The 13,419-nt window shown below is 40.8% G+C and carries 8 protein-coding genes; 4 read left to right on the top strand and 4 right to left on the bottom strand.

Annotated features, from left to right (window positions below; translation table 11 throughout):
- Window positions 1–169: 169 nt before the first annotated feature.
- Window positions 170–1,714: an NAD(P)H-hydrate dehydratase gene (locus EHW67_RS10105; RefSeq protein WP_126162266.1), complete on the top strand. Its 1,545-nt coding sequence runs from the start codon at window positions 170–172 to the stop codon at window positions 1,712–1,714.
- Window positions 1,715–1,758: 44 nt separating this feature from the next.
- On the opposite strand, the gene EHW67_RS10100 is transcribed toward EHW67_RS10105, so the two are convergent.
- Together EHW67_RS10100 and EHW67_RS10095 are read right to left on the bottom strand one after the other, a co-directional pair.
- Window positions 1,759–2,166: an STAS/SEC14 domain-containing protein gene (locus EHW67_RS10100; protein WP_126162265.1), complete on the bottom strand. Its 408-nt coding sequence runs from the start codon at window positions 2,164–2,166 to the stop codon at window positions 1,759–1,761.
- Between the two features lie 204 nt (window positions 2,167–2,370).
- On the bottom strand, window positions 2,371–4,923 hold the full coding sequence (locus tag EHW67_RS10095) for an ATP-dependent Clp protease ATP-binding subunit (RefSeq protein WP_126162264.1): 2,553 nt from the start codon (window positions 4,921–4,923) through the stop codon (window positions 2,371–2,373).
- A 257-nt stretch (window positions 4,924–5,180) separates the two neighbouring features.
- Between EHW67_RS10095 and gyrA the strand changes: the two genes are divergently transcribed.
- Both gyrA and EHW67_RS10085 read left to right on the top strand, forming a co-directional pair.
- Window positions 5,181–7,712, top strand: coding sequence for a DNA gyrase subunit A (gene gyrA / locus EHW67_RS10090; RefSeq protein ID WP_126162263.1), 2,532 nt, complete (start codon window positions 5,181–5,183; stop codon window positions 7,710–7,712).
- 37 nt (window positions 7,713–7,749) lie between these two features.
- Entirely contained in the window at window positions 7,750–9,012 is a 1,263-nt protein-coding gene (locus tag EHW67_RS10085; RefSeq protein ID WP_126162262.1) for a tetratricopeptide repeat protein, read from the top strand.
- Window positions 9,013–9,063: 51 nt separating this feature from the next.
- Here the strand turns inward: EHW67_RS10085 and EHW67_RS10080 are convergent, their stop codons facing one another.
- Together EHW67_RS10080 and EHW67_RS10075 are read right to left on the bottom strand one after the other, a co-directional pair.
- Window positions 9,064–9,816 (bottom strand): C40 family peptidase, encoded by a 753-nt coding sequence (locus tag EHW67_RS10080; protein ID WP_126162261.1) that lies wholly within the window; start codon window positions 9,814–9,816, stop codon window positions 9,064–9,066.
- 19 nt (window positions 9,817–9,835) lie between these two features.
- Window positions 9,836–11,014, bottom strand: coding sequence for an acetyl-CoA C-acyltransferase (locus EHW67_RS10075; protein ID WP_126162601.1), 1,179 nt, complete (start codon window positions 11,012–11,014; stop codon window positions 9,836–9,838).
- 236 nt (window positions 11,015–11,250) lie between these two features.
- Here EHW67_RS10075 and EHW67_RS10070 point away from each other — a divergent pair, with 236 nt between their 5' ends.
- Window positions 11,251–13,299: an HD family phosphohydrolase gene (locus EHW67_RS10070; RefSeq protein ID WP_126162260.1), complete on the top strand. Its 2,049-nt coding sequence runs from the start codon at window positions 11,251–11,253 to the stop codon at window positions 13,297–13,299.
- Window positions 13,300–13,419: the final 120 nt, after the last annotated feature.

Raw genomic sequence — 13,419 nt, 5'->3', positions numbered from 1 at the left:
GGTACTTGTAATGCAACCATTGAATAATGGTGAATGATTAGGTTTTATATCCGTATTGCTTCTTGTCATTCTTAAAATAAAGAACCAAATGTAGTATTTTTGACTTCCCAATCAAATGTTTGGTTGAATTTTTACTAAATCATCAATTTTTTATAAATAATCTTGTGGAATGAAGATTTTTAGTGGTAAACAGATATACGATGCTGATAAATTCACAATAGAAAAGCAACAAATTACTAGTGAGCAACTTATGGAAAGGGCTGCAATCCAGATTTTTAATTGGATTCATTCCAGATTGCAGGGTGCACAGATAAAAATTCATTTGTTCTGTGGCATAGGGAACAATGGGGGAGATGGCTTGGTTTTGGCAAGGCATCTTAACGAACATGGGTATAATATTGATGTTCATATTGTTAATTATAGCGATAGTAGATCTGAGGACTTTTTAATTAATTTGGATCGACTAAAAGAGAAAGGTATCTGGCCAAATTTCTTAAATGAGGACGCTACCTTCCCTGCAATTGCCCAAGAGGATGTTGTGGTGGATGCTATTTTTGGAATAGGTTTAAATAGGGCCCCGGATGATTGGGTGCAAAACTTAATAGTGCACTTGAACAATTCCCAGGCTTTTATTTTAGCAATCGATATGCCATCCGGGGTGTTTATGCAGGATATGGTGCCTAGTTCCGAAGGGGCTATAAGGGCAAATTATGTGTTGACGTTTCAGGTTCCCAAATTGGCCTTTTTTCTGCCTCAGACAGGTGTTTTTGTGGAGCAATGGGAGATTTTGGATATAGGTTTGGATTGGGAATTTTTGCAGGGAATGGAGACCGATTATGAGCTGATAGGGAAAAATGAAGTATTGGCCATGTATAGGCCAAGGGAGAAATATTCCCACAAGGGCACCTATGGGCATGCCCTAATTGTTGGGGGGAGCTATGGGAAGATTGGGGCGGTTACCCTTGCCTGCAAAGGCAGTTTGTTGGTCGGAAGTGGCTTGGTTACAGCTTTTGTTCCCAAATGTGGGTATCTACCCTTGCAGAGTTCTTTTCCGGAAGCTATGGTATTGACCGATAGTGCGGAGGAAAAGATTTCCAATATTGATTTTAGTATTTCCCCCAATGTTATAGGAATGGGAGTGGGGATTGGGACCCATCCCACAACAGCGCAGGCACTCTCAAATTTTTTGGATAACAACACCATACCTTTGGTCCTTGATGCGGATGCACTTAATATATTGTCCGAAACCCCAGGTCTATTGGATAAAATGCCGGCTCAATCCGTTCTAACCCCGCACCCTAAAGAGTTGGAGCGCTTGCTGGGCAAGTGGGAAAATGATTTTGATAAGCTTAGAAAGGTCAAGGAGTTTTCGCAGAAATACGACTGTATAGTGGTAATAAAAGGAGCTCATACCATTACGGTTTACGGCAATCGTGGATATGTGAATACTAGTGGAAATCCGGGAATGGCCACCGGGGGTAGTGGTGATGTGCTTACAGGTATAATTACGGGTCTAAGGGCTCAGGGGTATTCTGCGCTTCATGCGGCTATTTTTGGAGTATACTTACACGGTAGGGCAGCAGATATTGCGGTTGGGGAAACTGGCTTTCAAGCTTTGATCGCCAGCAGTATTCTAGATCATATAGGCAAGTCTTACTTGGATCTGTTTAAGGTGGTTGAACCTGAAGATGCCAAAGAAGAAAAGGGAAAATAAGGTACTGTCTGGTTTTGGAAGTATTGGGGGCTATAAGTAGGTCGTTAGGATTTTGCCGTTCTTACACGTCTTTTTATCCAGTTGAGAGCGTTGTCCTGGTCTATGAAAAATTTCATCGGTTTCTTGTAAAATAACCTTTCTATATTGAAATTGTGCATATCAATTTCTTTGATGGAAACCACGGCAAGCGCTTTCATATTTTCTATCTCCCGTATTTGATTGTATACCATTGGATCTATGGCATAAGAGTTTTTTCTTAGGCTTATATAACCGAAATTTTTATTTCTAAAATGAATTTCCATTATTCCAATGAGTTGAAAAACTCTCTCCTTTGTCATGGTGATTCCTTCATTAAAAATGGAAATCATGTGATCGTCAAATACCTGGACTTTTCCAATATCCAATTGGTATTCTCTTACGATAATAGTCTTCTTGGGTCGTCCGACTTTCATTCTTCGTATTTTATATAGTGTGTCTGTGGCGAATGTAGAATTAAGTGTATGCAATAGAAAAATTATTAGATAAAAGACAGTTTAATCGTTTATGTGGAAAGGAATTGGCTTAGATGTCTATTATTTCTTACAATTCAAGATGAATTCATAAAAAAAGGAGTAGCTGTTTGCTACTCCTTTTTTAGTAAAAATACGGTTCAATTTTTATGTTTTGGAGGATTTCTCCGACTTGATGATCTTTATGCTCAGTTCGTCTTTTTTGCCTTCTAGATCCATGTGAATGGTATCGCCTTCCTCTAGTTTGGAGTTGACGATTTCTTCGGCAAGGGCATCTTCAATGTATTTCTGAATTGCTCTTTTAAGTGGTCTGGCGCCATATTGTTTGTCAAATCCTTTTTCGGCTATATAGTCCTTGGCCTTATCGGTAAGTTGTAGATCATACCCAATATCCTTGATTCTAATGAACAATTTGTTCAGTTCAATGTCTATAATTTTATGGATATCTTCCCGTTCCAAGGCGTTAAATACGATTACATCATCTATTCTGTTAAGGAATTCCGGAGCAAAGGCCTTTTTCAGGGCATTTTCAATAACACTTTTCTGGTGACTGTCTGCCTGTGCCTTTTTTGCCGAGGTTCCAAAGCCTACACCTTGTCCAAAGTCTTTTAGCTGTCTGGCCCCAATATTGGACGTCATAATGATAATGGTATTCCTAAAGTCGATCTTTCTGCCTAGACTGTCGGTCAAATATCCATCGTCAAGTACTTGCAACAGCATATTGAACACGTCTGGATGGGCTTTTTCTATCTCGTCCAAAAGAATAACGGAGTAGGGCTTACGCCGTACTTTTTCGGTTAATTGGCCACCTTCCTCGTAGCCAACGTATCCTGGAGGTGCTCCAACAAGTCGGGATATGGCAAATTTTTCCATATACTCGCTCATGTCTACCCTGATCAGGGCGTCTTCCGAATCAAAAAGTTCCTTGGCCAATACCTTGGCCAATTGGGTTTTACCCACCCCTGTTTGGCCCAAGAATATAAAGGAGCCAATAGGTTTGTTGGGATCTTTTAAACCGGCGCGGTTACGCTGAATGGCCTTGGCCACTTTGGCTACGGCATCATCTTGACCAATTACATTGCTTTTGATGAGCTTCGGCAGTTCGGCCAATTTGTTGCTTTCGGTCTGTGCAATCCTGTTTACCGGGATGCCGCTCATCATGGAAACTACGTCTGCAACATTATCTTCGGTAACCGTTTCTTTATGCAATTTACTGTCTTCTTCCCATCTTTCTTGAGCTACGGCCAAATCTTTTTCTATTCGTTTTTCGTCGTCCCTTAGTTTGGCTGCTTCCTCGTATTTCTGTTTTTTAACCACGGTATTTTTTAATTCCCGTACATCTTCCAGCTGTTTTTCCAGTTCTAGAATTTGTTTGGGCACATCCATATTAACTATATGTACCCGGGAACCGGCCTCGTCCAAGGCATCTATAGCCTTGTCCGGTAGGTACCTGTCCGTCATATATCTGTTTGTTAACTTAACACAGGCCACTATGGCCTCATCCGTGTATATAACGTTGTGGTGGTCCTCGTACTTGCTTTTTATGTTTTTTAGTATTTCAATGGTTTCCACTACGGAGGTAGGTTCAACTATAACCTTCTGGAAGCGTCTTTCCAGAGCGCCGTCCTTTTCTATATACTGTCTGTATTCGTCCAGAGTTGTGGCTCCAATGCATTGAATTTCGCCCCTGGCCAATGCAGGTTTAAACATGTTGGAGGCATCCAAACTGCCAGTGGCGCCACCAGCACCTACAATGGTGTGGATTTCGTCTATGAACAGAATAACGTCATCGTTCTTTTCCAGTTCGTTCATGACGGCCTTCATTCTTTCTTCAAACTGACCGCGGTACTTGGTGCCTGCCACTAAGGAAGCCAAATCCAAGGTTACCACCCTTTTATTGTAGAGTATTCTGGATACCTTTTTATTGATGATCCTAAGGGCTAAGCCTTCGGCTATGGCACTTTTACCTACACCGGGTTCGCCTATCAACAGGGGATTGTTCTTTTTTCTTCTGCTAAGAATTTGGGAAACACGTTCTATTTCCTTTTCACGTCCCACTACGGGATCCAGCTTATTTTCTTCTGCCATTCTGGTAAGGTCGCGTCCAAAATTGTCCAATACCGGGGTTTTGGATTTTTTGCTACCTTTTTGACCGGTGCCCGAACTACCAAAAGTACCCTCTTTTTCATCTCCGGGTTCGTCCGAATCGCTTGGGAACGATTCCGAAGTAGGGGTGTCTATATAATCGTCATCACTAGTTATCATTGATTTAAACTGGTCTTTTACTCCGTCGTAATCAACTTTTAGTTTGTGTAATAATTTTGTAGTAGGGTCGTTCTCGTTTCGCAAAATGCAAAGTAATAAATGAGCGGTATTAATAGAAGAGCTTTGAAATAATTTAGCTTCAAGAAATGTTGTCTTTAGCGCACGCTCTGCCTGTCTGGTCAAATGCAGATTCTTTTTGTCTTTTTGTGAGCTACCGGCATTGGGATTGGCTGGACTCAAAATCTCCACTTTTCTTCTCAAGTGGTCTAAATCCACGTCCAAGGCATCCAATATACTGATGGCTTTTCCGTTACCGTCCCGCAGTAATCCCAGCATTAAGTGCTCAGTACCAATGAAGTCGTGGCCTAATCTTAAGGCCTCTTCCTTGCTATAAGCAATTACATCTTTTACTCTAGGGGAAAAATTGTCGTCCATAAAATATCCTTTCAACTTTAAAAATAGTAAATCTATACCAATCTATGGCAAATACTGTACCTAATATTCGACAAAGGTGGTGTAATTGACGAAAAAATCCACTAATAACAAAAATATTAACAATCAATTTGTTAACCGAAGCCTATAGTTAAAGTGTTAATAAATTATTTACAAAAGTATGTTGTAAGTGCTTGTATAGTATCGATTTTACGTATATTGTCGTGCTTTTTTAACTATAAATAAATAGAAGATTTTAAATGGCAGAAGGAGAAAAATTAATTCCGATCAACATTGAAGATGAAATGAAATCTGCGTACATTGATTATTCAATGTCGGTCATTGTGTCACGTGCCCTGCCAGATGTAAGGGATGGTTTAAAGCCCGTACATAGAAGGGTTTTGTTCGGAATGCACGAATTAGGGGTTAGATCTACTAGCGCCCATAAGAAGTCGGCTCGTATTGTCGGGGAAGTTTTGGGTAAGTATCACCCACATGGTGATACCTCTGTTTATGATTCTATGGTGCGTATGGCCCAGGAGTGGAGTTTGCGATATATGTTGGTCGATGGTCAGGGTAACTTTGGTTCCATAGATGGCGATAGTCCGGCAGCTATGCGTTATACGGAGGCGCGTATGCGAAAGATTGCCGATGATATGTTGATCGATATCGAGAAAGATACCGTAGATCATCAGCTTAACTTTGATGATTCCTTAAAAGAGCCAACGGTTCTTCCTACCAGGATACCTAATTTGTTGATAAATGGGGCTTCCGGTATTGCTGTGGGTATGGCTACCAATATGCCTCCCCATAACTTATCCGAGGTAGTTGATGGTACTGTGGCCTATATAGAGAACAATGATATTGAGGTAGATGAATTGATTACCCACATAAAAGCACCAGATTTCCCAACTGGGGGTGTTATATATGGTTATGACGGGGTCAAGGAAGCTTTTCATACCGGACGTGGCCGTGTTGTAATGAGGGCCAAGGCAAGTTTTGAAGAGGTGCAGGGTCGCGAATGTATCGTGGTAACAGAAATTCCCTACCAGATCAATAAGGCGGATATGATTAAGAAAACCGCCGATTTGATCAATGAGAAAAAGATTGAGGGTATTTCCTCCATAAGGGATGAGTCCGATAGGAGTGGTATGCGGATCGTATACATTCTTAAAAGGGACGCTATTCCCAATATAGTACTTAATACCCTATTTAAATATACTTCGCTTCAATCTTCGTTTAGCGTCAATAATATAGCCTTGGTAAATGGAAGGCCGCAGTTGTTGAACGTTAAGGATATGATCCACTATTTTGTGGAGCATCGCCATGAAGTAGTAGTTAGGCGTACAGAATTTGAGCTTAAAAAAGCAGAAGATAGGGCCCATATCTTGGAAGGACTTATAATTGCTTCTGACAATATAGATGAGGTTATCGCTATCATAAGAGGGTCTTCCAACGCGGATGAAGCTAGGGAGAAGTTAATGGAGCGCTTTAAGCTTAGTGAAATTCAGGCCAAGGCCATTGTAGAAATGCGTTTGCGACAGTTGACCGGACTGGAGCAGGACAAACTAAGGTCTGAATACGATGAGATAATTCTAACAATTGCCGATTTAAAGGATATCCTAGCCAGGAAAGAAAGAAGGATGGATATCATTAAGGAAGAGCTTTTGGAGATAAAGGATAAATACGGTGATAACCGTAGGTCCGAAATTAATTTTGCCGGGGGTGACCTTAGCATGGAAGATATGATTCCGGATGAGCAGGTGGTGATTACCATTTCCCATGCCGGTTATATTAAAAGGACCCCTCTTACGGAGTATAAGACACAGCATAGGGGAGGTGTAGGTCAAAAAGCATCCTCTACTAGGAATGAAGATTTCTTGGAGCATCTTTTTGTTGGGACCAACCACCAGTATATGTTGTTCTTTACCCAGAAGGGAAAATGTTTCTGGATGCGGGTGTTTGAAATTCCGGAAGGAACCAAAACATCTAAGGGAAGGGCTATACAGAACCTGATCAATATTGAGAATGACGATATGGTGAAGGCCTTTATCTGTACACAGGACCTTAAGGATGAGGAATACGTAAACAGTCATTTTGTAATCATGGCCACTAAGAAGGGGGTTGTGAAAAAGACTTCTTTGGAGCAGTATTCAAGGCCTAGACAAAATGGTATTAATGCCATAAGTATTAGGGAGGATGACGAGCTGCTGGAAGCTAAGCTTACCACTGGATCCAGTCAGATATTCCTTGGCTTAAAATCTGGTAAGGCCATTAGATTTGAAGAGGTTAAGACCAGACCTATGGGTAGAAATGCCTCTGGGGTACGTGGAATAACCTTGGCACATGAAAATGACGAGGTAATTGGAATGGTAAGTGTGCATAATTTTGAAGAAGAAATATTGGTAGTTTCTGAAAAAGGTTATGGAAAACGATCCAGTATAGATGATTATAGGGTTACCAATAGAGGAGGTAAAGGGGTGAAAACGATATCCATTACCGAAAAGACCGGTGGTCTGGTGGCAATTAAAAACGTATCGGATTCGGATGATTTAATGATCATCAACAAATCGGGTATCGCCATTAGAATGAGTGTCGAGGATCTAAGGGTAATGGGTAGGGCAACACAAGGTGTTAAGCTCATCAATATTAAAGGTAAGGATTCCATTGCAGCAGTGGCCAAGGTAATGAAGGAAGAGGACGATATTGATGACATAAGCACTATGGATGTTGATGCTAAAGAAGAGGATGGCACGGCTCTTGATAATGATAGTGCAGAAACAAAAGAATAACATTTAAACACTAACAGGTAATTTAATAAATATAGAAATGAGAACAAGTATTATCATAATGGGGGCTATGTTGATTTCCGTAGCTGGATTTTCCCAAAAAAGTGAGATTAAAGCGGCCGATAAGGCCTTGAAGTCGGGCGATGCCATGGCGGCCAAATCTGCTTTGGAGTCGGCATCTTCATTGATTGGCAGTGCCGATCCAAAAATGCAGGCCCAGTATTATTTTTTAAGAGGTAGCGCCTATGCCGATTTGGCAAAGAAGGGCACTGAAGGAGCTTTTGATGAAGCTATTTCTTCCTTAAAAAAAGTAAGTGAAATTGAAGAAGAAAGTGGTAAAAACAAATATGGGGCAGATGCCCAAGAGAAGCTTTCCAATATGACCGCCGATCTAATCAATTCTGCTGTTGAGGACAACAACAATAAAGAATACGAGGCTGCTGCCGATAAACTCTATATGGGGTATAAGCTTAGTCCAAAGGATACCGTATATCTTTATTATGCTGCTAGTAGTGCCGTTAATGGCGGACACTATGAAAAGGCACTTACTTTTTACAATGAGCTTAAGGATTTAGGCTTTGACGGTAGCGCTGTTGTATATAAGGCTACCAATGTATCTACAGGAGAGGTAGAGGAGATGGACAAGACCCAAAGGGATTTGATGATCAAATCTGGAGCATATAAGGATCCAATTGAGGAAAAAACACCGTCCAAGACTACTGAAATAGTAAAGAATATTGCTTTGATATATACCCAATTAGGTCAAGATGACAAGGCGTTGGAGGCGTACAAGGATGCTAGGGAAAAAGATCCACAAGATGTGAACCTTATTTTGAACGAGGCCAATTTATACTATAAGTTGGGTGATAAGGAAAAATTTAAGGCGCTAATGGCCGAGGCTTCAGAAGTAGCCCCTGATAATCCAGATTTGTTTTATAACGTAGGGGTAATTAATATGGAGCAAGGTAACTTGGAAGATGCTAGGAAGGCCTACAAAAGGGCTATCGAAATTAATCCGGGTTATGTAAACGCTCAATTGAACCTTTCAACTACCTATGTAAATGAGGGGAACGAATTAATTGATGAAATGAATTCTTTGGGGAATTCCAAAAAGGATATTGCCAGATATGACGAATTAAAGGCCAAAAAAGATAGTTTATTCCGTGACGGGGCTATTATTTTGGAGGATGCCTTAAAATTAAATCCGGACAACCAAAGTATTCTTTCCCAGTTGAAAAATATTTACGGGGCTTTGGGAGACAATGAAAACTTCTTACGTCTTAAAAAGTTAATGGGTGAGTAATTTGAACCTATTACTAAGAAAAAGGGCCAACGGAAAACGTTGGCCCTTTTTTTATATAATTTTTTTAATGACCCTTAGTTTGTGGGTGTAGGTATTGGTCTCTGTATTGAAGATACCTGTATGGTCTATCCTGTCTATGCGTACTTTGCCATAGGAGTGGATAACATAGTTGTTCTCCATGATTATCCCTACGTGGTCTATGATGCCTTCATTATTATCAAAAAAGGCCAGATCCCCTGGTTCGCTCTCTTCAATAAAGCTTAATGCTTCCCCTTGTGTGGATTGTTCTTGGGCACCTCTAAGTAGACGGTAGCCATTTATTTTGTAAACCATTTGGGTAAAGCCGGGTCCGTCTATACCAAATGTTGTTTTGCCGCCCCATAAAAAAGGGGCGTTTAAATAGAGCAGGGCCTTGTTAACTATTTCTCTCTTGTCCTGCATTCCATCGCTGTAGGAGCCGTCAAAACTGTTTTGCAACAGGCAGTGTTTAGGAATGGGAGAGCCTAGTACAATAGGTAGTAGAACAGTATTTTCTGTTTCTATAAAAGAAATTAATTCTGATGTTATTCTGTAGGTACCCAAATCTTCAATTCCGTTGAATTCATCTTCAGATATAAGGGTAAACTGCTGATTGCTTATCCAGCCTTCACATTTATCAAAAGCGTTTCGGATCCTACTCCATTTTTTTCGTTGTTCCAGAACTTTAAAATGTTCTCCATACAAAAGTTGGGAAACCATTTCGCCTGCGTCATCCGCAATGGCACGTACAGGGACAATACTAAGGTGGCAAATACCGTATTGCATGGGCTTGCTTTACAAGAACTTATTTATTTCTTTCAATAATTATGGCCGAAGCTCCACCGCCACCATTGCATATGGCTGCGGCTCCGGTTTTTGCATTGTTTTGTTTTAGAATACTGAGCAATGTAATAATGATCCTAGCTCCTGAACAGCCTAAGGGGTGGCCTAGTGAAACCGCTCCACCATTCACATTTACATTTTTATCGTCTAGCCCGAGAATTTTCATATTGGCTAGGCCTACAACGGAAAAGGCCTCGTTAAACTCAAAGAAATCTACATCTGCCAAACTAAGACCCGCTTTGGCCAGGGCCTTGGGGAGTGCTTTGGCAGGAGCCGTGGTAAACCATTCTGGTTCCTGGGCAGCGTCGGCATAGCTTTTTATGGTGGCCAAAGGGGTAAGCCCCAGTTCTTTGGCTTTTTCACTGCTCATCAATACCATTGCCGCAGCCCCGTCATTTATGGTAGAAGCGTTGGCGGCCGTAACGGTGCCCTCCTTGGAAAAGGCAGGTCTTAAATGTGGAATTTTATCGAGCTTTACGTTTTTGTACTCCTCGTCTTCAGTGACCATAATGGGTTCCCCTCTTCGTTGGGGGACTTCTACGGGTACAACTTCATCTGCAAATTTACCGATCTTCCAAGCTTCCTCAGATCTCTTGTATGATTGTATAGCGTAATTATCCTGTTCTTCCCTGCTAAAATTATATTTTGTGGCACAGGCATCGGCACAGGTGCCCATGGCTTGTTGGTCATAGGCGTCTACAAGTCCGTCTTTCTGCATACCGTCTATTAGCGTGGTGGGACCAAATTTTTGACCATTCCGTAAGTGGACATAATGGGGGATAAGGCTCATGTTTTCCATGCCTCCGGCCACTATTATGCTGTTGTGGTCAAGGGCAATGGATTGGGCTGCCATCATTACCGATTTCATTCCCGAGGCACAAACCTTATTGATTGTGGTGCAGGGAACCGTGTTGAGTATACCGGCATAAATGGCCGCCTGCCTGGCAGGTGCCTGTCCGGTTCCCGCCTGTACAACGTTTCCCATGAGTACCTCGTCTACCATGGAAGGGTCCAATTTAATCTTATTTAACGCACCTTTTATAGCTATGGCACCAAGTTTGGGAGCGGAAATGGTAGATAAAGCTCCCATAAAACTTCCAATAGGTGTCCTTGCTGCAGAAACGATCACAACCTCTTTCATCATGTTCATTTTTTATTCTTTGCGAAATTAATAAATAATAGTGCAATGAGGTGGGGAAGAGTGGAATAATCCAAGTTTTTTGTAAATAGTTCACCTAGATATAGGGTACGGCAACAATAGTTAGTTGTAAGCAGAATCCAAAAATGGAAGAAGGCATTCTTATAATACTCCCTAAATTGCTTAAAGTCCCGTTATAAGTTAATATTTTTCTATTTTTGATCATATATACTACACGTATGCGTAATTTTTTGGATAGCCTATATAAGAACCATTCCTTGGTTTACAAGTATTTCTTATATGTACTAACTGTTTTTTTTATAGTCTTTTTCTTTCCCCGTGGTGGAAAGTTCAAGTATGAATTCCAAAAGGGAAAACCTTGGCAGTATAACAATTTCTATGCTCCTTTTGATTTTTCTGTAATTAAGAGTGAGGCAGAGATTGCCAAGGAACGGCAGAAGGTAAAGAACAATCATATAGAATATTACTATTATGATCCTGAAATTGTACAGGAGGTAGATAGTTTACTACAGGAAGAACTGCAGATGGCCTTTAGTGCTTCAGATCTTAGTGGTGCTGAACTTAACCGGGTTAGATTGGTAGCCAAGGAGGTAGTGGCAGATTTGTATGAAAATGGTATACTGTCTAAAATAGAGAGGAGGAATACCAAGAACAGTCTGTATTTGGTTAAAAACAATGAGGCCAAAAAGTTGCAGTTTAAGGATATCCATAGTTTATCCGATGTAGAAGGTGTAATAAGGGAAAAGCTTGCGCAGCATGGGTTAACGGCTTATGAATCTGCCTTTCAGGAGTTGTTCTTTAATCTTATTAAGCCCAATGTAAGTTTTGATGCGGATCTTACCAATAAGGAGTTGGAATCTGAGTACTCCAAGATTTCCTACACTTTGGGCAATGTGGATGAAGGGAAACTTATTATTGCCAAAGGGGAAGTGGTGGAAGACGAGGATGTGCGGGTGTTGGAATCCTTGAAAAGTGAATATGAATCCGAACTATGGAAAGCCAGTAATCAATATTATATACTCTTTGGCTATACGGTTTTGGTGGCCATGGTATTAATGATGTTGTTCTTGTTTTTCAAGAAATATCGTCCAGACATCTTTAAGGACAATACCAAGGTAACGTTTATTGTGGTCAATATCCTTATCATGGTCTTTTTGACCACAATGGTGGTAAAGTACAATGTAGCCTATGTCTTTGTGGTCCCACTCTGTATTTTGCCTTTGATCCTTAAAACTTTTTTTGACCCAAGGCTGGGCCTCTTTGTGCATGTCTTAACGGTATTGATACTGGGGTTTGTGGTGCCCAATAGTTTTGAATATATTTTTCTGCAAACCTTAGCGGGTATTGTAACCATATTGTCGGTTTCTGAACTCTACAAGCGGGCCAATCTATTTATTTCTGTGGGCCAAATAACCCTAGTTTACATTATAGGCTATTTTGCCTTTCATATGATTCACGAAGGCAATTTGGACGATGTGGAATGGATGGCGTTCGGTTTCTTTCTGTTGAACGGTATGATAACCTTATTTGTTCAACCGCTGATATATATATATGAGAAAATCTTTGGATTGGTTTCGGATGTATCTTTGCTGGAGTTGTCGGATACCAATTCTAAGCTATTAAAGGAGCTGTCTAACAAGGCTCCAGGGACTTTTCATCATTCGCTACAGGTGGCCAATTTGGCCGAAGCTGCCGCCAATGAAATTGGGGCCAACGCTATGTTGGTCAGGGTAGGGGCCTTATATCATGATATAGGAAAGATGAACAATCCCACTTATTTCACCGAGAATCAAATAACCAATGTAAACCCTCATGATGATCTAGAGCCAACAGAGGCTGCGTCAATAATTATAAACCATGTTATTGCCGGTATAGAAATAGCGCGAAAAAATAAGGTGCCAGATAGGGTAATAGATTTTATTAGGACGCACCATGGCACTTCATTGGTCTTTTATTTTTACAAGAAACAACAGGCCATGGATGAGGAGGTAAACGAGGAGGACTTTAGGTATCCCGGCCCCGTGCCATTTTCAAAGGAAACGGCGATTTTAATGATGGCCGACTCGATAGAGGCGGCTTCAAAGAGTTTAAAAAACCCTACTTTTCTTGTGATTGATGAGTTTGTAGAGCGGATTATAGAGGGGCAAATAAAGGCAGAACAATTTTTGAATGCCAATATTACTTTTAAGGAAATAGAAGCGGTAAAAAAGGTTCTTAAGCAAAAACTGGTCAATATTTACCATTTGCGGGTAGAATACCCGGAATAGTGGGTTAGTTGGGATAAGGCATTTTGTTTTTTTAGGTTCTAAACGGGTTGATGCTGAATGAGATATGGATATAGTTTCAATTTAATCAAAAAAATATCAAAAAAATGTTGCGTTCTTGTG

The sequence above is a fragment of the Arenibacter aquaticus genome, assembly GCF_003957295.1.
Lineage (GTDB): Bacteria > Bacteroidota > Bacteroidia > Flavobacteriales > Flavobacteriaceae > Arenibacter > Arenibacter aquaticus.
Note: the sequence above shows the minus strand (reverse complement) of the source record. Positions and strands in the feature narration are given on the sequence as shown.

What these genes read in the sequence shown, in the direction of transcription:
- EHW67_RS10105 (WP_126162266.1), top strand. Translation starts at nt 170, where the DNA reads ATGAAGATTTTTAGTGGTAAACAGATATACGATGCTGATAAATTCACA.
- EHW67_RS10100 (WP_126162265.1), bottom strand. Translation starts at nt 2,166, where the DNA reads ATGAAAGTCGGACGACCCAAGAAGACTATTATCGTAAGAGAATACCAA.
- EHW67_RS10095 (WP_126162264.1), bottom strand. Translation starts at nt 4,923, where the DNA reads ATGGACGACAATTTTTCCCCTAGAGTAAAAGATGTAATTGCTTATAGC.
- gyrA (WP_126162263.1), top strand. Translation starts at nt 5,181, where the DNA reads ATGGCAGAAGGAGAAAAATTAATTCCGATCAACATTGAAGATGAAATG.
- EHW67_RS10085 (WP_126162262.1), top strand. Translation starts at nt 7,750, where the DNA reads ATGAGAACAAGTATTATCATAATGGGGGCTATGTTGATTTCCGTAGCT.
- EHW67_RS10080 (WP_126162261.1), bottom strand. Translation starts at nt 9,816, where the DNA reads ATGCAATACGGTATTTGCCACCTTAGTATTGTCCCTGTACGTGCCATT.
- EHW67_RS10075 (WP_126162601.1), bottom strand. Translation starts at nt 11,014, where the DNA reads ATGAAAGAGGTTGTGATCGTTTCTGCAGCAAGGACACCTATTGGAAGT.
- EHW67_RS10070 (WP_126162260.1), top strand. Translation starts at nt 11,251, where the DNA reads ATGCGTAATTTTTTGGATAGCCTATATAAGAACCATTCCTTGGTTTAC.